The following is a 19,243-nucleotide window of genomic DNA, read 5'->3' on the forward strand; positions in this document are numbered from 1 at the left end:
CTCGTGGTCCCGTGCCGGCCGGCGCACCCCGGAGAAGCGAACCGCGCAAGAACAGGGCAGGCCTTCCGCAACAGGCGGAGGCCCAGGTCAGGGGAGAACGTTCCATGCCCAACACGAAGCACAACCGCCTCGTGGCCAGCACCATCGCCGTCGTCCTCGGCGCCACCTCGCTCGTCGCCTGCGGCTCGTCCGACGACGACAAGAGCGCATCCCAGTCCGGACCCGCGACACTGACGTTCTGGACCTGGGCGCCGGGCATGGACAAGGTCGTCGACCTCTGGAACAAGGGGCCGGGCAAGAAGCAGCAGATCACCGTCGAGGTGAAGAAGCAGGCCTCGGGCGACTCGCTCATCACCAAGATCCTCACCGCGCACAAGGCGAAGAAGGCACCGGACCTGGTGCAGGCCGAGTACCAGGCCCTTCCCACGCTGGTCAGCAACGACGCGCTCGCCGACATAGCCGCCGAGTCGAAGGAGGCGAAGACCAAATTCGCCGACGGCGTCTGGCAGCAGACGACGCTGGGGACGGACGCGGTGTACGCGATCCCGCAGGACATCGGCCCGATGATGTTCTACTACCGCGCGGACCTGTTCAAGAAGTACGGCCTGACGGTCCCCACCACGTGGGAGCAGTTCGGCGAGACCGCTCGCGCGCTGAAGAAGAAGGCACCGGACAAGGCCCTGACCACCTTCTCCGCCAACGACTCCGGCCTGTTCGCGGGTCTGGCGCAGCAGGCGGGCGCCAAGTGGTGGAGCGCCTCCGGCGACAAGTGGACGGTCGGCATCGACGACGCCGCCACCCAGAAGGTCGCCGACTTCTGGGGCGGTCTCGTCAAGGAGGGCGCGATCGACAACCAGCCGATGTACCAGCCGGCCTGGAACAAGGCGCTGAACACCGGCAAGGAGATCGCCTGGGTCAGCGCGGTGTGGGCGCCCGGAACCCTGACCACGGCGGCCCCCGAGACCAAGGGCAAGTGGGCGATGGCCCCGCTGCCGCAGTGGTCGGCGGGCGAGAACGTCACCGGGAGCTGGGGCGGCTCCTCGACGGCCGTCACCACCGACTCCCCGCACAAGGCGGCCGCCGCGAAGTTCGCCGCCTGGCTGAACACGGACCCGCAGGCGGTGGCCGCGATGGCGAAGGAGAGCGGCATCTACCCGGCCTCCACCAGCGCGCAGACCAGTGACGCGTTCGCGCAGCCGCCGGCGTTCTTCTCCAACCAGCCGGACTTCTACACCAAGGCCTCGGAGATCGCGAAGACCACGGCCCCCTCCGCCTGGGGCCCGAACGTGAACGTCGCCTACACGTCCTTCAACGACGCCTTCGGCGCCGCCGCCAAGAACAAGTCGGACTTCGGTGCCGCCCTGAAGACGATGCAGGACGCGACCGTCGCCGACCTGAAGAAGCAGGGCTTCGGGGTCGCTCAGTGACCATCGCACGCCGGAAGCCGTACGGGGTCAAGGGGGCCCCGTACGCTTTCCTCCTCCCCGCGACGATCCTCTTCGCCCTCTTCTTCGCACTGCCCATCGGCTACGCGATCTGGCTCAGCCTGCACAAGGTCCAGGTCAAGGGCCTCGGTCTGGGCGCCGGTGCCCGCGACGAGGTCTGGGCGGGCATCGGGAACTACGCCGACGCGCTCACCGACAGCGAACTCGTCGACGGCGCCCTGCGCGTGGCGGGTTACGGCGCCATCGTGGTGCCGGTGATGCTCGGCCTCGCGCTGCTCTTCGCGCTCATGCTCGACGCGGAGAAGGTGCGGCTCGCCCCCTTCACCCGGCTCGCGATCTTCCTGCCGTACGCCATCCCCGGCGTCGTGGCGGCGCTGCTGTGGGGCTTCCTGTACCTCCCGGACGTGAGCCCCTTCTACTTCGTCCTCGACAAGCTGGGCCTGCCCCAGCCCGACCTGCTGGACGGCGGCCCGCTGTACCTCGCGCTGTCGAACATCGCGGTCTGGGGCGGCACCGGCTTCAACATGATCGTCATCTACACCTCGCTCCAGGCCATCCCGGCCGAGGTGTTGGAGGCGGCGAGGCTCGACGGCGCCACCCCGCTGCAGACCGCGTTGCGGATCAAGATCCCGATGGTGGCGCCCTCCCTGGTGCTCACCTTCTTCTTCTCGATCATCGCCACCCTCCAGGTCTTCAGCGAGCCGACCACCCTCAAACCCCTCACCAACTCCGTCTCCACGACCTGGAGTCCGCTCATGAAGGTCTACCGGGACGCGTTCAACACCGGTGACATCTACGCCGCCGCGGCCGAGGCAGTGATCATCGCCGCGGTCACGCTGGTCCTGTCGTTCGGCTTCCTGCGCGCCGCGAACTCCCGTACCAAGCAGGAGGAAGCACGATGAGTTCTCTTGCCCTGCGCAAGGCCGCGCCGGCCGCGGGCACCACCCCCGGCACCGCCCAGGGACCGCCGCGCGGCCGGATCGCCCTGGTGCCTACGCTCACGCTGCTGTTCGGCGCGCTCTACTGTCTGCTGCCCGTCGCCTGGGTGGTGATCGCGGCCACCAAGTCGGGCAGCGAGCTGTTCTCGACCTTCACCTTCCTTCCGGGCACCGGGTTCACCCAGAACGTCAAGGAGCTCGCCGCCTACCGCAACGGCATCTACTGGAAGTGGATGGGCAACTCCGCGCTCTACGCCGGTCTCGGCGCCCTGCTGTCGACGGCCGTCTCGGCGGTCAGCGGCTACGCACTGGCGGTCTACCGCTTCCGGGGCCGCGAGACCGTCTTCAGCATCCTCATGGCGGGTGTGCTGATGCCGCCGGTGATCCTCGCGATCCCGCAGTACCTGCTGCTCGCCAAGGCGGACCTGACGGATTCGTACGCCTCCGTGCTGCTCCCGCTCGTCCTGTCCCCGTACGGTGTCTACCTCGCCCGCATCTACGCCGCCGCGGCCGTCCCCGAGGACGTGGTCGAGGCCGGCCGGATGGACGGCGCAGGTGAGTGGCGGATCTTCACCCGGATCGCACTGCCGATGATGGTGCCCGGCCTGGTGACGGTGTTCCTGTTCCAGTTCGTCGCCGTGTGGAACAACTTCCTGCTCCCCTACATCATGCTCAGCGACGACGAGAAGTTCCCGATCACCCTCGGCCTGTTCACGCTCCTGGAACAGGGCTCCAACACCCCGGCCCTGTACACCCTGGTCATCACCGGCGCCCTGCTCGCCATCGTCCCGCTGGTCGCGCTGTTCCTGGTCATCCAGCGCTTCTGGAGCCTCGACCTGCTGTCCGGAGCCGTAAAGTCATGACCATGAGCAACTCGGGGGGCCGACGCAAGCCGCCGACCATTCACGACGTCGCGCGGGAGGCGGGTGTCTCGCGGGGCACCGTCTCGCGCGTGCTCAACGGCGGGCACTACGTCAGCCCCTCGGCGGCGGAGGCGGTCAACGCCGCCATCCGCAGAACGGGTTACGTCGTGAACCGGCACGCCCGTTCGCTGATCACCGGTCGGTCCGACTCGGTCGGCTTCCTGCTGACCGAGCCCCAGGAACGGTTCTTCGAGGACCCGAACTTCAACGTCCTGCTGCGCGGCTGCACCCAGGCGCTCGCCGCGCACGACGTCCCCCTCCTGCTGATGCTCGCAGGGACCCAGGACGAGCGGCGGCGCATCACGCGCTACATCACGGCCGGCCACGTGGACGGGGTGCTGCTGGTCTCCAGCCACTCCGGCGATCCGGTCGCCGAGGAACTGCGCGAGGCGGGCGTGCCGCTCGTCGCGTGCGGCAAGCCCATCGGGCTCGGGTCCAAGGTGAGTTACGTGGCCGCCGACGACCGCGACGGCGCCCGGGACATGGTCACGCACCTGCTCTCCCTCGGGCGGCGCAGGATCGGCATGGTCACGGGACCGCTGGACACCCCCGGCGGTGTCGAGCGTCTGGCGGGGTACCGGGAAGTGCTCGCCGAGGCGGGCGTCGAGGCCGACGACCGTCTCATCGCCTCCGGGGACTACAGCCGCGCCAGCGGTGAGGCGGGGGCCGAACTGCTCCTCGACCGCGCGCCGGACATGGACGCCGTGTTCGTCGCCTCGGACCTGATGGCCCAGGGCGTGCTGGCCGCGCTGCGCAAGGCGGGCCGCCGGGTTCCGGAGGACGTCGCGGTCGGCGGCTTCGACGACTCCCCCGCCGCCACGGCCGCCACCCCGGCACTCACCACCATCCGCCAGCCCTGGGACCGCATCAGCTCCGAGATGGTGCGGGTCCTGCTCGCGCAGATCGGCGGCGAGGATCCGGCCGCGGTCATCCTGCCGACGGAACTGGTGCGCCGCGAGTCCACCTGAGGAACGTGCCGCGGGACGCCGGTTCGCGGGGGAGACTCCGCCCGCGCACCGGTCAGGATTCGAGAAGCCGTACCCGGCTCCCGCGGCTTAGCGTGAAAGTGCCGTCGGAACGCCGCCGGCACTGTCAGCCGGCCGACACGGCCGCACGCACCGCACAGGAGTCGAGATGACCGCCGGAGTCAAGACCATCATCTACCCCGTCAAGGACATCGCGAAGGCCAAGGCCCTGTTCACCCGACTGCTCGGGGTGGAGCCCTATGTGGACGAGCCGTACTACGTCGGTTTCAAGGACGCGGGCCAGGATGTCGGGCTCGACCCGAACGGCCACGCCAAGGGCCTGACCGGACCGGTCCCCTTCTGGCACGTCGACGACATCAAGGCGACCCTGGCGGCGCTGACCGAGGCGGGGGCCGAGACGCTCCAGGAGCTCCAGGACGTCGGCAACGGCAGGCAGGTCGCGTCGGTGAAGGACGCGGAGGGCAACATGTACGGGCTCATCGAGGACCCGACCAACTGAATGCAGGCACACTAATTGCATCCTCAACTAGTGGCCGGATCTCTGTTACCGTTCAATTATGGCAACGCAGACGCCCACTTCCCGCCTGGAGGACCAGTGGCGGGACATCCTGTCGGTGCACGCGCGCACGATGTGCGAGATCGACCGCGTGCTGCATCCGCACGGTCTGGGAGCCAGTGACTTCGAGGTCCTGGACATCCTCGTCACGGAGACGGTCGCGGAGCCCGGCGACCACTGCCGGGTGCAGAACATCGCGGACCGGGTCCATCTGAGCCAGAGCGCGCTGTCCCGGCTCATCGGCCGGCTGGAGAAGGACGGCCTGGTGGAGCGCACCGTCTGCCAGGAGGACCGCCGCGGGGTGTGGGTCGCGCTCACCCGCAAGGGCCGCGCACTGCACGCCGAGGTGCTCCCCCTGCAGCGGTCCGTGCTCGCCCGCATGCTGCAGGGCTGAGCGGCCCGCGCCTTCCGCGGGCCGGGGGCGGGCGGCCGGTTTCTCGCCCCCGCGGGGCCGGTCCGCCCGCACCGGTCCCGCCGGGCTCGCCACGACGCCCGCCGCGACCCTCGCTAGAGCACGAGTTCCGCCCCGTCGGGCAGGATCTCCGCGCCGGCCTCGGTGACCACCGCGCAGGCGTCCGTGGCCGGGTCGAGCAGCGGGTTGGCGCTGTCGAAGTGGGTGTACACGACGCGCGGGCCGGGGTGCCGGGCCAGCGCCGCCAGGCTGCCCTCCGCGCCGGAGACCGGAAGGTGCCACGCGGCGGCGGTCCGCCCGCGCGGCGCCCGTACCGAGGTGCCGGTGCCGCCGGCCGCGTAGAGGGTGCCGTCGAGCAGGACGCAGGTCGCCCCGTCGAGCAGTTCGTCGAGCGCGGGCGTCCACCGGCCCAGGCACGGTGCGTAGACGAGCACGCCCCCGCTGGCCAGGTCCTCGATCCGGTACGCCGTCACCCAGCGGTCGTCGTCGGCCACCCCGGGGATGTGGCCGGGGATCCGGGAGCCGAGGGCGTGGGCGCTGACGACCAGGCCTCCGGCCAGGACGAACCCTCCCTCGGTGAAGCTGTCAGCCCAGGCCCACGCGGCGGGGCGGTCGAGGAGGGGGCGCAACGGGGACAGCGCGGCGAGGACGGGCGGCGAGGCGTAGACCTTCAGCCCCGGGGCGCCGTCCAGCCCGGTCAGCCCCGTCGCGTGAGCGGCCTCGGCGTCCGTCAGCAGGACCCCGCGCACGGGCGTGCCCCCGGGCCCGGGGGCGAGGGCGGGGGTGGCGTTGAGCTGCGTACGGATGTCGGGGGAGGCGTTGAGCAGCCACCAGTCGCGGGAGTTGCCGCTGACGGCGACGCCTTCCTGGGTGCGCGCCGGCACCTTTCCGTCGCGGGCGGCCGAGCAGGGCGCGCAGGCGCAGTTCCACCGAGGGAAGCCGCCGGCGGCGGCCGTACCCAGCAGGACGACTCTCACGGGATCCCCACTCCTCCGCGGCGGCTTTCCAGGGATCTTCCCCCTTCGGACGGTCCGGGCCACTCCTCACGGAGGAGCGGATCCGGACATCCTTCGCCCGCGGGCCCGCCCACCGATCCCGGGGCGGTGGCGTGGGCGGCGCCCGCGTGACGCGGCCGAGGGTCCGACAGGCCCTAGCGCACCAGGAGCGTGCGTACGCCTTCGGAGGTGAGGGTCAGGCCGTGCGGCGAGGCGGCGTCGATGATCAGGTCCAGATCGCCCGAGGGCCACTGGGCGGCGAGCGCGCCGAGCGGCACGAGGCGGTAGCGGGAGACGGAGGGCAGGAGCTCGGCCAGTTCCTGTTCCGAGGTGAACACCGGGACGACCTGTCCGCCTTCGGGATCGTCCAGGATCGGCAGGGCCACGGCGTGGGGGTCGGCGACGTCCGCGTCCGTGGCGTCGTCCGGTACGGGGACCAGTACGTCGCTGCCGGCGAGGGTGTCCAGCGCCTTGGTGTCGGACGTGTTCGTGGCGAGGGTGTCCAGGGCTTCCTGGGCGGGCGTCGCCTCGGGTGCGCTGGGGTGGTGGTTGTTCAAGGGCGTGTCCATGGCAGATCCCCGGATCGTGGCGGGCGGGCGGCCACCCGGAGGCGGTCTGGCTCCCGGGCTTGTCGTTCGGTCGCGTACCCAACGGTCCGCGCGCCATTCATCCTGGCTCCCGGCCGGTGCGAGGGCGGCGGTCAGGCCGTCCCGCCCGGGCGTGGGACGCCCGGACGGGGCCAGGGTGACCGCCGCTTCCGCACCGGTCCGCCGCTCGCGGGCTACTTCAGATAGGGCCCGTCGGTTCCGATCCTGCCGGGTCCGTTCAGTACGTAGACCCGCAGGTTGCCCTTGCCGGGCGCGGGCACCGAGAGCGTTCCGCCGGAGACGGTCTTGACGTCACCGGTGACGGCGTCCGTGTACGTGCCGTTCGGGATGCCGGTGAAGGTCGCGTCGCCGGTGACCGTGACGAGGGCGAAGCTGTCGGTCGATCCGCTGGTGTAGCGGCGCTTGAAGGCCATCGAGCCGCTGATGCCGTCGGTGGAGTACTGGCCCGACTGGAGGGCCGGGATCGCCCGGCGGATCTGGTTAAGCCGCTGGAGGTGCTTGACCAGCGGCTGCGCGAGGGTGGTCGCGACCTCGCCGCTCGCGGAGTCGGCCTTGCCGAAGTCGGAGGCCGTGACGCTGCCCGCGAGGTGATCGCCGTAGTAGGCGCGCCCGGTCGTCGCCAGGGGGCAGGTCGGCCCGCAGTCGATCTGCTTGCCCTTCTGGAATTCGATCTCCGATCCGTAGTAGAGCGTGGGGATGCCGCGGAAGGTCCACATCAGGGCCATGTTCTCGGCCCAGGCGTCGGTTCCCCCGCTGTAGCGGGTGCTCGACTTGTTCGGGCCGTAGTCGTGGCTGTCGACGTAGACGACGTTGTACGTGGCGTCGTTGACGGAGTCGTCGGAGTCCTTGCCGTTGCTGTAGGCGTTCTGCGCGTCCCCGAAGTTCATGTGCATGCGCATGTCGATGATGTTCATCCCGGAGAACTGGCTGTGGTCCGGGGTGTGGTAGCTGTTGCCGCTCAGGAAGGCGTTGGCGGAGGTGGGCTGGTTGCCGGTGCCTAGCTGTTCCTCGTAGGTGTACTGCTCGATGGCGGCCGTCTCGTCGTCGGCGCTGTAGTCCTTGCGTTCCTTCCAGGTGTAGAACTGCGCGGAGTGGTTCACCGAGCCGCGGTTCCACTTGTCGTTGACGAAGGCGCCCACCTCGCCGAAGACGAAGAAGTTCTTCGCCGCCTCCGTGCCGAACCGCTGCGTGACCCGGTCGTAGATGGCGGGCAGGAAGCGGCGGTTCCAGGTGACGCGCGGGATGTGGACGGCCGTGTCGACGCGGAATCCGTCGACCCCCATGTCGATGTACTTGTCGTACGCGCCGATCAAGTAGTTCTGGACCGTGGCGTTCTCGGTGTTGAAGTCGGCAAGGTCCTCGTGCAGCCAGCACGAACGCGAGTCCTCGCCCTCCCAGTTGCCGATCCAGCACTGGTGGTAGTACGCCTTGGGGAACATGCCCGACGTGGGGCTCGGCCACTGGCAGTTGTACAGCGTGTAGCCCTCGGCGCTCTTGCCGCCGGTGGGTTTGCCCCAGTTGAGGCAGGTGTTGCCGGAGGGTTCGGCGGTCGACCAGAGGTCGCCGTTGTAGTACGACTTCCCCGACTTGGGCTCGACGGTCAGGCCGTCGTACTCGAAGCCCTCGTTCTTCTCGTCGTAGTACCAGCTCCACTGGGAGTCGCGCACGCCGTAGACGGTCGGGGTGAACAGGCCCTTGGCGCCCCAGCGGGAGCTGTGGTTGTAGACGACGTCCTGGTAGATCTTCATGCCCTTGGCGTGGGCCGCGTTGATCAGGTCCTGGTAGGAGGCGCCGGCGGACTCCAGGCGCGGGTCGACCTTGTAGAAGTCGTAGCCGTGATAGCCGTGGTAGTCGTAGTCCGAGCGGTTGAGGACGACCGGGGTGATCCACACGGCCGAGAACCCGAGCGCCTTGATGTAGTCGAGCTTGGCGACGAGCCCCTTGAAGTCGCCGCGGAACATGGGGTCGTTGTTGGCCGCGTTGCCCGACTTGACGTCCTGGCTGCCACCGCGGTCGTTGGAGCTGTCGCCGTCGTAGAAGCGGGCGGTGAGGACGAAGTAGATGGGGTCCTTGCGCGGGTCGGTGCCGAGCGGTGTCCCGGCGGCCGGCGCGGGCGCCTTCTCCCCGGTCGTGACGGTGGCCGCGGCGGAGGCGGGCGAGGTGTTCCCGGCCGCGTCGACGGCCTTCACGGTGTAGGTGTAGCCGGTCCTCTCCTCAAGTCCCGTGTCGGAGTACACCGTCGAGCCGACGTCCGTGACGACGGTCCCCTTCGTGCCACCCGTGCGCGTGAGCTGATACTTCGTCACCGCGGTGTCGTCGGTGGCCGGGTCCCAGCTCACCACCACCGAGGTGTTCGTGGCGGTCGCCTTCAGCCCGGCGGGCGTGGTCGGCGCCTGGGTGTCGGGGGCCTGTGCCGCGCAGGGGTCCTTGGCGTCGGCGGTGACGGTCCGGTCCTTCACGGTCGTGGTGCCGGACGGGATCGCGTAGTCGGAACCGTTGTTGTTGTCCCAGACGCCGTTGCCGTTGTTGAAGGCCGCCTTGAGCGCGGTGGCGGTCCCGAGGTCGAGGGTCTTCTTCCACCATCCGGTGCAGGCGCTCTCCATGCCGACACCGGGAACCGTCGTCCAGGAGCCGCCCGTCGGCGCGTAGTGGACGTTCGCGGTGGTCCAGCCCGAGGTGGCGGTCGAGTAGTACACGGTGGCCTGGTTGCCGGTGCCGGTACCGCTGTCGGCGCACGGGTCGCTGTGGGCGATGACCCCGTCCTTGACCGTGATGGTGCCGGTGCCCAGCGCGTAGTTGTTGCCGCCGTTGTTGTCCCAGGTGCCGCTTCCGTTGTTGAAGGTGGCCTGGAGCCCGGCGGCCGAGCCGAGGTCGACGGTCTTCTTCACCCAGTCCGTGCAGGCCGTCTCCATCTGCACGCCGGGCACGGTGGTCCAGGAACCGCCGTCCGGGGCGTAGTGGAGATAGGTGGACGGCCAGTTCTTGGTCTTCGTGTAGTAGAAGACGGTCGCCGTCGTGGAGGTGGCGGCCGTGCTCTCCATGGGGACGGACCCCGGGTCCGGCGGGGTCAGTCCGAACAGTCCGGTCACCGCCAGGAGCGCCGTCAGCGCTCTCAGGGGCGGGCGTCCACGTCTGCGGCTCATGGGGCGGCTCCAATGCGGGTGCGGGGAGGGGGAGTTGCCGGGGAGGCGTTGCCTTGCAAGGAGAACCGGCAAGTTCCTGAAAGGACTTGCGGCCCGGAAGCTACAGGTCCATGACAGCCACGTAAAGAGATGTGACAGCGACTGCGACGAGCGGGGCGTCGCCGCCGCCCCGCCCGGCGTCGGCCCGCACCGCACGCCGAGTGCCGGTCGCCCCGGTCAGGCGGAGGTCAAGAAACCCCCGGGCACGGGCAATCCCCTCGTCACCCGGTGAGAAGCTGTGGCCCGACCGGCGTACTCAAGGCGGAAGGGCAACCGCAGCCGCGCCCTTCCCCGACCGGAGGTACCTCGAGCGTGACCATCACCAAGGAAGCCCCGCCGCCCGTCCGGCGCCGGGACGAGGAGGACCGCGGGGGCCGGCAGGGCTGGAACGTCAACTCGCCGCTCGCCCTGACGATGCTCCTGCTGCTGGTCGTCGCGGCACAGGGGCCGATCCGCGGGATGCTGTCCGCCCCGGTGATGCAGAGCTGGATGACCGTGTTCGTCGCGGTGGTGGTCCAGGCCCTCCCCTTCCTCGTCCTGGGCGTCCTGCTGTCGGCGGTCATCGCGGTGTTCGTCCCGCCGTCGTTCTTCGCCCGCGCGCTGCCGAAACGCCCGGCGCTCGCGGTCCCGGTCGCCGGAATGGCCGGGGCGATCCTGCCCGGCTGCGAGTGCGCCTCCGTACCGGTCGCCGGCGCGCTGGTGCGCCGCGGTGTCACCCCGGCCGCCGCCCTGGCGTTCCTGCTGTCCGCCCCGGCGATCAACCCGATCGTGCTGACCGCGACCGCCGTCGCCTTCCCCCGCGACCCGGAGATGGTCCTCGCCCGCTTCGTGGCCAGTCTCCTCGTGGCCTGCTCGATGGGCTGGCTGTGGCAGCGCCTCGGCCGCACCGACTGGCTGCGCCCGCCGGCCCGCCCCGCGCACGAGGGCCAGGGCAGGGGGGCCGCGTTCTGGGGGTCGGTGCGGCACGACATCATGCACGCGGGCGGGTTCCTCGTGCTGGGAGCGATGGCCGCCGCCACGCTCAAAGCCGTCGTACCGGCGAGCTGGCTGCACGCCGCGGCGGGAAATCCGGTGGTGTCGGTCCTGGCCCTGGCGATCCTGGCCGTCCTGCTGTCGATCTGCTCCGAGGCCGACGCGTTCGTGGTCGCCTCGCTGACCCAGTTCTCGCTCACCGCCCGGCTGGCGTTCCTGGTCGTCGGCCCGATGATCGACCTGAAGCTCTTCGCGATGCAGGTCGGCACGTTCGGCCGCGGCTTCGCGACACGGTTCGCGCCCACCACCTTCGCGCTGGCGATCCTCGTGTCCGTCCTGATCGGGGCGGTGCTCCTGTGAACCGTCAGGCCCAGGCGGCCGTGCTCTTCCTCGTCGGCGCGGCGGTGCTGCACGCGAGCGTCACGGACCTCTATCTGCGGTACGTGAAGGCCGGGTTGCGGCCCCTGCTGCTCGCGGCCGGTGTCGTGCTCATCGTCACCGCCCTGGCGACGGTCTGGTACGAGATACGCGATCACCGGGCCTCGGCGGACCGGGCCGGAGCCGGCCACGAACAAGCGAACGCGGACGACGGCAGACAGGGGCACGGACACCAGCCCCTGGACGGCGACGGCCCTGGGCACGGAGCCCTGGAAGACGGCGTGCACGGAGCCCACGGCGGACACGGGGCGCTGGACGACGACGGGCACGGGCACGGTCATCGTGAGCCGTGGGTCTCGTGGCTCCTCGTGCTTCCGCTGCTCGCGCTCATCCTGGTCGCGCCGCCCGCCCTCGGTTCGTACAGCGCGATGCGCACCGGTACGGCGCTGCAGGCGCCCTTCGGCTACGCCAAGCTGCCGGCCGGCGAGCCGGTCACCCTCGGGCTGGTCGACTACGCGAGCAGGGCGGCGTACGGCCACGGCCGCTCACTGGGAGGCCGGGAGGTCAAGATCACGGGATTCGTCGCGCTCGACCGCTCCGGCGCTCCCTATCTCGTCCGCATGGCCCTCAACTGCTGTGCCGCGGACGCCCAGCCGGTCAAGATCGGCCTGTCCGGACGGACGCCGCCCGTCCTGCGGCCCGACACCTGGCTGGAAGTCACCGGCCACTACACCGCCAAGCGGACGACGGACCCGGTCAACGGCGGCATCATCCCCTACCTCGAGGTCGGTTCGGCAAAGCCGGTCCCGACGCCGCGCGATCCGTACGACGAGAGCTGGAACAACTGAGCCGAGGGCGGGGCGAGTCCACGGAACCCCGCCCCGGGCTCAGGCCTCGCGGTCCGGGAGATAGCTCGCGAGACCCCGCAGGATGATCTCCAACCCGATGTCGAACCTCTCGTCGGAGGAGTCCGTCACCATCGACCCGGACAGGGCCCGCAGATGGGGGAAGTCCTCCTCGGGCAGCGACGCGAAGTAGTTCTGCATCTCGTCGGCCATCTCACGCCAGTCGGGGCGGGCCAGCGAGCCGCCGCCGGACTGCTGCGCGGCCCGGTCCTGCCACATGCCCTCCTCCAGGACGAACCCCTCGATGTAGGTGGAGATGAGGTCACCGGCCTCGGCGGCGATGCGGTCGGGCAGTCCGGCGGTACGGAAGACGGCGAGCAACGACTCGACGTACGGCAGCAGTTCGGCGGTGAAGGGGACGTGGGCCATGGAGATCCTGGCCATGTCGCGATGGGACAGCAGCCGCCACCGCCAGGACCGCGCGTAGTCGCGCACCTGCTCCTGCCAGCGCTCCGGGTCGGGTTCAGGCAGCGTGAAGCTGGCGAACAGGCGGGTGTACATCAGCTCCAGAAGGTCGTCCTTGGAGCGGACGTAGGCGTAGAGGGCGGAGACCGCGACCCCCAGTTCGGCGGCCACCTGCCGCATCGACAGCTTGTCGAGGCCGGACCGGTCCAGCACGACGAAGGCGGCTTCGACGATGCGCTCGCGCGACAGCGGCTCGCGCGCCGGGGCGACGCGGGCACGGACGGGGCGCTCGCGCTCCCAGGGGGACGGCGGGGGTGATTCGGGGGTGCCGGCGGCCGCGTCGCTCATGACCACAGTCTAGGCGGCACCGGAGAGCAGTGTTCTCCCCTGGAGAGCGGCGTTCACCTCGACTCAACGCGATATATCTTGTCTCCCTCGCGGAGTTGCGCTATATCTTAATGAACGCCGTTCTCTGGATGAGCACTGTTCTGTTAAGGTGAACGGCGTTCACCGGCGTCTCGTCTCGTGCTTCTTCCTCCAAGACGGCGAGCCGGGCAGTCACACCCGTCCGTCCCACCGCGCTCCGGTCGACCCCGGCGCGGCCTCTTCGCGAGGAGTTCCCGATGTCCACCACCGGTGTCGCGTCCACCGAGACGCCCATCGACTCACCAGCGCCCTACCGATGGCGCTGGGCTGCGCTGTTCGTGATCCTCGCGGCCGAGGTGATGGACCTCCTCGACGCCGTCGTCACGAACATCGCCGGTCCCTCCATGCGGGCCGACCTCGGCGGCGGTGCCTCCACGCTCCAGTGGCTCGCCGCCGCCTACACCCTCTCGATGGCCGTCGGGCTCGTCACCGGAGGACGCCTCGGCGACATTCACGGGCGCCGCACGATGTTCCTGGTCGGAGCCGCCGGCTTCACCCTGGGTTCGCTGCTGTGCGCGGTGTCCGTGTCGCCCGGGATGCTGATAGGCGCGCGGGTCGTGCAGGGCCTGTTCGGCGCGGTCATGCTGCCGCAGGGCCTCGGCATGATCAAGGAGATGTTCCCGCCGAAGGAGTCGCAGAAGGCCTTCGGCATGTTCGGCCCGGTCATGGGCCTGTCCGCGGTGTGCGGGCCGATCCTGGCCGGCTGGCTGGTCGACGCCGACTACTTCGGCACCGGCTGGCGCATGATCTTCCTCATCAACCTGCCGCTGGGCGCCGCCGCCATCCTCGGTGCCGTCCGCTACCTGCCGAAGGGCCGGTCCGAGACCAAGCCGCGGCTCGACATCCCCGGCATGATCCTGGTCTCCGTGGCCGCGCTGCTCCTCATCTTCCCGCTCGTCCAGGGCCGTGAGTACGACTGGCCCGTGTGGACGTTCCTGATGATGGGCGCCTCCGTCGTCGTCTTCGTCGCCTTCGCCGTGTACGAGTCGCGCCGCAGCAAGGCCGGCCAGGACCCGCTGGTCGTCCCCAGCCTCTTCCGCAAGCGCGGCTTCAGCGGCGGCATGATCCTCGGGCTGGTCTTCTTCTCGGCCATGCAGGGCTTCATGCTCGTCTTCAACCTCTACACCCAGATCGGCCTCGGCTACTCGCCGCTCAAGGCGGGTCTGGTGATGGTGCCCTGGTCGGGCGGCATGATCGTCGGCTTCGGTGTGGCCCAGGGTGTGGTCCGGTTCGGCCGGACCGTGCTCCAGGCCGGCGCGCTGGTCATGGCCCTCGGTGTCTTCGGCGTGTGGCTGACCCTCGACCAGGTGGGCTCCGACGTCGGCCCCTGGCAGCTCCTGCCCTCGCTGCTCGTCACGGGCATCGGCATGGGCCTGCTCATGGCCCCGTTCTTCGACATCGTGCTCGCCAGCGTGGAGCAGCACGAGACGGGTTCGGCGTCCGGCACGATGACCGCGGTCCAGCAGCTCGGCGGCGCCTTCGGCGTGGCCATCCTCGGCACGGTGTTCTTCGGTCTGCTGGGCGGCGGGATCGCCACCGCCGTCGACCACCGCTCGGACGGTCTGCGGGGACAGCTCACCGCCGCGCACGTCGCGCCCCAGGCCCAGGACCGCATCGTGGCGGGCCTGCGCACCTGCGCCGCGGACCGCGCCACCGCCAAGGACTACGAAGCGACGCCGGCGTCCTGCGCCCGCCTGGAGAAGGACACCCGGTCGGCCGTGACCTCACCCGAGGACGGCGCCCGCATCCCCGCCGCGCTGCAGGCCACCGCGTCGTCGGCCTTCCGGAGCGGATTCGGCTCCGTCATGCAGACGGTGCTCTGGATCGTCGACGGCATGCTGGCGCTGACGTTCCTGCTGGCGTTCCTGCTGCCGCGGCACGCCCGGCCCGAGGACGCCGCCGGGCACTGAGCCCCGGTCGCGGCCGTCGTCGGTGAGCGGTACAGGCCGGGCATCTCTGCGGAGGTGCCCGGCCTGTGGTGTTTCTGCTGGTGGGGATGCGGGGCGGGGCGCCGGAAGGAGGGCGCTCCGGGGGCGGGGCGGGCGCCGGGACGCGGGGTGCGCCGGGGGCGGCTCGGAGGCCGGGACGCGCGGCGCGCCGGAGGCAGGCCGGACGCGGGGACGCGGGATGCGCCGGAGGCGGGCCGGACGCGGGGACGCGGGATGCGCCGGAGGCGGGCCGGACGCGGGGACGCGGGATGCGGGATGCGGGATGCGCAGAGTACGCGGGGTGCATGCCGGAGGCAGGCGCGCCTCCGGCATGGGGACCGCCGCCCTCGAAACGTGGGGCTGCACCCCCGCGCCCGTCCCCGCAGATTACGGCGCGTACCGTGCGAGCGGGCAGAATCGCTCACGTCGGTGGACGGGGTACGCGGGCCTCCGCGCACGCGCGGTAGGAAAGCGGCACGCCGTCCTCCGCGCGCACGCGACCCTGCTCATCCTGACCACCTGGCCGGTCACCCTGATCACCAGGTGCGCTCACCGCCACACCGCCCGACCCGCGCCGCCCCGGAAGGACGAGCCCCGTGCTCACGTCGTACGCAGCCCACTTCGACACACCCGCCGGGTATCTCGACTTCGCACGGTTCGGTCCGCCGTCGCGGGACGCCGTGGCCGCCACCGCGCGGGCCATGGAGGAGTCCGCCCTCGCCGATCACACCACCGTGGACGGCCTGATGCGCGCGGAGTCGGTCGCCCGCGACACGGCCGCGCGCCTCGCGGGCACCGACAGTCGGCACACCGTGCTGCTGCCCAACGCCTCGACCGGACTGTTCCACGCCGCCCTCGGCATCCGGACGGGTGTGGTCCTCACGCCGCGCAGCGACTTCCCGGCGAACCACTATCCGTGGCGCCGCACCGCGGACCTGGGCCGGGCCACGCCGCGCTGGCTCGATCCAGTGGCGGGCGGCGGAGTCACGCCGGAGCTGGTCCGTGCCGCGCTGACCGACGACGTGGTCGCGGTGTCCGTCAGCGCCGTGGACTTCCGTACCGGATTCCGCGCGGACCTCGCTGCGCTGCGCGAGGCGATCGGACCGGACAGGCTGCTGATCGTGGACGCCATCCAGGCGTTCGGTGTGGCCGCGATGGACTGGGACGCGGCCGACGTGGTCGTGGCGGGCGGCCAGAAGTGGCTGCGCGCGGGCTGGGCGACGGGCTTCGCCACTCTCTCGGACCGCGCTCTGGAGTCCCTGGAACCGGTCCTCACCGGCTGGACGGGCGTCGAGGAGGTCGGTGTCTTCGACGGCGAGGAACACCCGCCGGCGGCGGACGCGCGGCGCTGGTCGATCACCAACCTCAGCCCGGTGACGGCAGCCGCGTTCGCGGCCGCGCTGGAGCTGGTGGAGCGGCACACCGTATCGGCGATCGAGACGGCCGTGGCGGAGCGGATCACCGAGCTGACCGAGACGGTCGAGGCCCATGGCGCCCGCGTCCTCTCCCCCACCACCCCGGCGCGGCGCGCAGGCATCCTCTCCTTCACGATGCCGAACCACGACCCGTCCGTCGTGGCGAAGGCGCTGCACGCCGAGGGCGTCACCCCGACCGTACGCACCGACTCACTCCGCTTCTCCCCCCACGCCTCGACCCCACCGGAGGTCTCCGAGAGGGTGGCGGCGGCGTTGTCGACACTGGGCAACTGAACCACCGGGCCGAGCGGAAGGCAGGGGGCTCCGATGAGCAAAAGACGCTACGTCGCCAGAGGAGTGCCCGGCGGCTATCGAATCTGGGACAACCGAGGTCGCCGATGGTGGGGGGATCTCTACGAGTTGTGCCCTGACGATCTGACGGCCGAGCTCAACGGGCAGGCGGACCCGACCCGGATCACCGCACTCATGAAACGCTACCGAGCACAGAAGCGCTAGCGGCACCCTGAACGGGGAGTTGGCGCGAAGCCTGCCTCACAGGCACCGCTCGTCCATGACCACGCGTTCGTCAGAAGATACCGAAGAAGCGGTCCCACCAGGTGGGTCGCCGACCGTGCACGGGCAGCTCGCTCGGCCCGGCGTAGTCGCTCTCCAGGAGTTCCTCGGGAACGACCACGTACCCGAGGTGGGCCAGCGTCCGCTCGATGTTGGCCAGATCCGCCGCGTCCAACTCGCCCTCGGCTTGCGCTTCCTCGGCGCCCAGGAAGGCACCGGGGTTGTCGGCGCAGATCAGCGCCAGTGAGCCGAACTTGCTCACGCAGACGACGATCCGGGTTCCGCACACAGTCGCGTCCGCCGGCACGGTGATCCGCCCGTACTCGCTGGAGTCCTGCGTGTCCCGTTCGCGGGCACAGGGCGCCGCGAAGTCGTCCTCAAGTCGCGCCACAAGGACGTCGAACAACGCACCCGTCTCGCCGCGGTCGTAACCCCGGGGCCGCTCAAGGAACTCGGGGGCGTCGAGCTCGTGCAGCAAGGTCACCAGGTCTTCCTCGTACTCCGTCACACGCAGATCCTGGCGGATCAGCAGCACGCCTCGCCGGACCGGCATCGATCGATCTCCCGCGGTCGGGCCCGCACGACCCGCGGCCCCCGGAGTGATGTCAGTCCGCTGACGTATCGTTCCCGCCACCGCACACCGACCTGGAGGATCGAGAGAATTGACTGCCCTGCCCGCCTTCCCGTTGCCCTTTCATGGTTCGCGTTCCCTGTCGTTCGCGACACCGCGCACGCTGCGGGAACTTCAGATCATGCAGTGCAGCGCGCACATTCGGGCGAAGCCTGGCTGGTTCGACAAGATGAACGACGCCGGCATCGTCGACAGGTGGACGCGGGAAGCCGTCGCCCAGGGCCTCACCGAGGCGCAGGTTCGTTACGTGCTCGACGAACTCGCGTACTACGCCGCCCTGCGGGACGCGCGAACCGGCGTCGAGGTGTCCGCCGTGGACGGGGTGTGGCAGTCGGACACACTGATCGACGACAAGCTCGCGACCCGGCTGCGCGAGGCGGTCCGGGTTCTGGAAGAGGTCCCCGAGGCCGAGCTGGACTGGCATCCCGGATCCGACGGCCAGGTGCTGGACCTGGTTCATCCCTCCCTGTTCTGCCTGGTGAAGGACGCGAGCGGCGCACCCGAGCGGGCCTGGCAGAACCCGACCAACCGATACTCGCGCTACGAGTTCTCCGAGAAGTTCCAGTGGCTGCCCACCGACGTCGACGTCAGTGACGACGGCGAGGTCGCCTTCCGCTCGTACGTCAACAACGTCCACCCCGAGACCCATCGCGAACTGGCCTCCGTGCTGCCGGACTTGTTCGGGCGCATGCGCCCGCTGCTGGAGAACGTGCTCACCGACCTCCGCCATCCGCGGCCCCCGCGGATCGAGGCCGATCCCTACGGGTGGTACGAGTCGCGGGAACCGGAGTATCCGAACAAGTCCTCCTACAGCGAGAGTGCGGCTTACGACGAAGCCGTCCGTGCGTGGGAACAGGCCCATGACGAGTGGTGGGAGAGCCGTCGCCCGACCATCCCGGACGCCCCGGCCTTCGTCGCGCCCGAGGCGCCTGACGCATCGGTCCGGGTCGACCTGCGCGGTCGCCCTCTCCAGGTCATCGTCAAGCTCGCCACCATCCATCTCACCCCGGAGAAGCCCGAGTACGCGGGCGGTTCCTGGCACGTCGAGGGGATGTTGAACGAGCGGATCGTCTCGACCGGCATCTACTACTGGGACAGCGAGAACATCACCGAGAGCCGGTTGAGCTTCCGGGCGGCACTCGACGACCCCAACTACGAGCAGAACGACGACAACGGGGTCCGTGAGGTCTACGGCCTGGAGAACGAGGACGCGCTGAACCAGGTGCTGGGATCGGCGTCGACCCCGGCCGGCCGCTGCCTGGCGTTCCCGAACATCCTGCAACACCGTGTCGGTTCATTCCGCCTCACGGACGACACCCGTCCGGGCCACCGCAAGATTCTCGCGTTCTTCCTCGTCGACCCGTCGGAGACGATCGTCTCGACATCCGACGTGCCTCCGCAGCAACCCTGGTCCGCCACCTCGACCATGACGCTCGACGAGGCCAGGGAATACCGCGAACAGCTCATGCGGGAACGCAAGTTCTTCGTCGCCGAACACAACGAGCAGCTCTACGAGCGCGAATTCTCCCTCTGCGAGCACTGAGGTCCGGCCCGTCGCCCGCACG

General features: G+C 70.3%; 17 protein-coding genes. 12 read left to right on the forward strand and 5 right to left on the reverse strand.

The genetic code is table 11. The features are described from left to right. Positions 1-104: 104 nt before the first annotated feature. From ACFRIC_RS17945 to ACFRIC_RS17970, 6 genes are all read left to right on the forward strand, one after another. Positions 105-1,427, forward strand: coding sequence for an ABC transporter substrate-binding protein (locus ACFRIC_RS17945; RefSeq protein ID WP_382786472.1), 1,323 nt, complete (start codon positions 105-107; stop codon positions 1,425-1,427). Further along, entirely contained in the window at positions 1,424-2,347 is a 924-nt protein-coding gene (locus ACFRIC_RS17950; RefSeq protein ID WP_382786475.1) for a carbohydrate ABC transporter permease, read from the forward strand. Before ACFRIC_RS17945 ends, ACFRIC_RS17950 begins: the two co-directional genes overlap by 4 nt. After that, entirely contained in the window at positions 2,344-3,246 is a 903-nt protein-coding gene (locus ACFRIC_RS17955; RefSeq protein ID WP_382786477.1) for a carbohydrate ABC transporter permease, read from the forward strand. The genes ACFRIC_RS17950 and ACFRIC_RS17955 overlap by 4 nt, the downstream gene beginning before the upstream one ends. Beyond that, positions 3,243-4,274 carry a LacI family DNA-binding transcriptional regulator gene (locus tag ACFRIC_RS17960; RefSeq protein WP_382786480.1) on the forward strand — a complete coding sequence of 344 codons (1,032 nt, stop codon included), beginning with the start codon at positions 3,243-3,245 and terminating at the stop codon, positions 4,272-4,274. Before ACFRIC_RS17955 ends, ACFRIC_RS17960 begins: the two co-directional genes overlap by 4 nt. 166 nt (positions 4,275-4,440) lie before the next feature. Beyond that, entirely contained in the window at positions 4,441-4,791 is a 351-nt protein-coding gene (locus tag ACFRIC_RS17965) for a VOC family protein (protein ID WP_382786483.1), read from the forward strand. A 58-nt stretch (positions 4,792-4,849) separates the two neighbouring features. Next, complete coding sequence (locus ACFRIC_RS17970) at positions 4,850-5,242, forward strand: MarR family winged helix-turn-helix transcriptional regulator (RefSeq protein WP_382786485.1); 393 nt, start codon at positions 4,850-4,852, stop codon at positions 5,240-5,242. Between the two features lie 113 nt (positions 5,243-5,355). Here the strand turns inward: ACFRIC_RS17970 and pqqB are convergent, their stop codons facing one another. From pqqB to ACFRIC_RS17985, 3 genes are all read right to left on the reverse strand, one after another. Further along, complete coding sequence (gene pqqB, locus ACFRIC_RS17975; RefSeq protein ID WP_382786488.1) at positions 5,356-6,237, reverse strand: pyrroloquinoline quinone biosynthesis protein PqqB; 882 nt, start codon at positions 6,235-6,237, stop codon at positions 5,356-5,358. A gap of 173 nt (positions 6,238-6,410) precedes the next feature. Beyond that, positions 6,411-6,824 (reverse strand): SseB family protein, encoded by a 414-nt coding sequence (locus tag ACFRIC_RS17980; protein ID WP_382786491.1) that lies wholly within the window; start codon positions 6,822-6,824, stop codon positions 6,411-6,413. A gap of 212 nt (positions 6,825-7,036) precedes the next feature. Next, a complete protein-coding gene (locus ACFRIC_RS17985) occupies positions 7,037-10,006 on the reverse strand; it encodes a carbohydrate binding domain-containing protein (protein WP_382786494.1) in 2,970 nt (989 codons plus the stop codon). A gap of 351 nt (positions 10,007-10,357) precedes the next feature. Here ACFRIC_RS17985 and ACFRIC_RS17990 point away from each other — a divergent pair, with 351 nt between their 5' ends. Together ACFRIC_RS17990 and ACFRIC_RS17995 are read left to right on the forward strand one after the other, a co-directional pair. Next, the gene (locus tag ACFRIC_RS17990; RefSeq protein WP_382786497.1) at positions 10,358-11,377 is read left to right on the forward strand and encodes a permease; all 1,020 of its coding nucleotides are present in this window, start codon (positions 10,358-10,360) and stop codon (positions 11,375-11,377) included. Further along, the gene (locus tag ACFRIC_RS17995) at positions 11,374-12,243 is read left to right on the forward strand and encodes a TIGR03943 family putative permease subunit (protein ID WP_382786500.1); all 870 of its coding nucleotides are present in this window, start codon (positions 11,374-11,376) and stop codon (positions 12,241-12,243) included. Before ACFRIC_RS17990 ends, ACFRIC_RS17995 begins: the two co-directional genes overlap by 4 nt. A 39-nt stretch (positions 12,244-12,282) precedes the next feature. Here ACFRIC_RS17995 and ACFRIC_RS18000 read toward each other — a convergent pair whose 3' ends face one another. Next, a complete protein-coding gene (locus ACFRIC_RS18000; RefSeq protein ID WP_382786503.1) occupies positions 12,283-13,053 on the reverse strand; it encodes a TetR/AcrR family transcriptional regulator in 771 nt (256 codons plus the stop codon). Positions 13,054-13,328: 275 nt separating this feature from the next. Here ACFRIC_RS18000 and ACFRIC_RS18005 point away from each other — a divergent pair, with 275 nt between their 5' ends. From ACFRIC_RS18005 to ACFRIC_RS18015, 3 genes are all read left to right on the forward strand, one after another. After that, positions 13,329-15,041: an MFS transporter gene (locus tag ACFRIC_RS18005; RefSeq protein WP_382786507.1), complete on the forward strand. Its 1,713-nt coding sequence runs from the start codon at positions 13,329-13,331 to the stop codon at positions 15,039-15,041. Between the two features lie 614 nt (positions 15,042-15,655). Then, positions 15,656-16,768, forward strand: coding sequence for an aminotransferase class V-fold PLP-dependent enzyme (locus ACFRIC_RS18010; RefSeq protein ID WP_382786510.1), 1,113 nt, complete (start codon positions 15,656-15,658; stop codon positions 16,766-16,768). Between the two features lie 33 nt (positions 16,769-16,801). Further along, positions 16,802-16,990, forward strand: a complete 189-nt coding sequence (locus ACFRIC_RS18015; RefSeq protein WP_382786514.1) for a hypothetical protein — start codon at positions 16,802-16,804, stop codon at positions 16,988-16,990. A gap of 70 nt (positions 16,991-17,060) precedes the next feature. Here the strand turns inward: ACFRIC_RS18015 and ACFRIC_RS18020 are convergent, their stop codons facing one another. Next, the gene (locus ACFRIC_RS18020; RefSeq protein ID WP_382786517.1) at positions 17,061-17,600 is read right to left on the reverse strand and encodes a hypothetical protein; all 540 of its coding nucleotides are present in this window, start codon (positions 17,598-17,600) and stop codon (positions 17,061-17,063) included. A gap of 109 nt (positions 17,601-17,709) precedes the next feature. Between ACFRIC_RS18020 and ACFRIC_RS18025 the strand changes: the two genes are divergently transcribed. Continuing rightward, positions 17,710-19,221: a DUF4246 domain-containing protein gene (locus ACFRIC_RS18025; protein ID WP_382786520.1), complete on the forward strand. Its 1,512-nt coding sequence runs from the start codon at positions 17,710-17,712 to the stop codon at positions 19,219-19,221. The last annotated feature ends 22 nt before the right edge of the window (positions 19,222-19,243 follow it).

Origin of the sequence: Streptomyces sp. NPDC056738 (genome assembly GCF_042790435.1) — a bacterium.
In the GTDB taxonomy this organism is placed as follows: domain Bacteria; phylum Actinomycetota; class Actinomycetes; order Streptomycetales; family Streptomycetaceae; genus Streptomyces.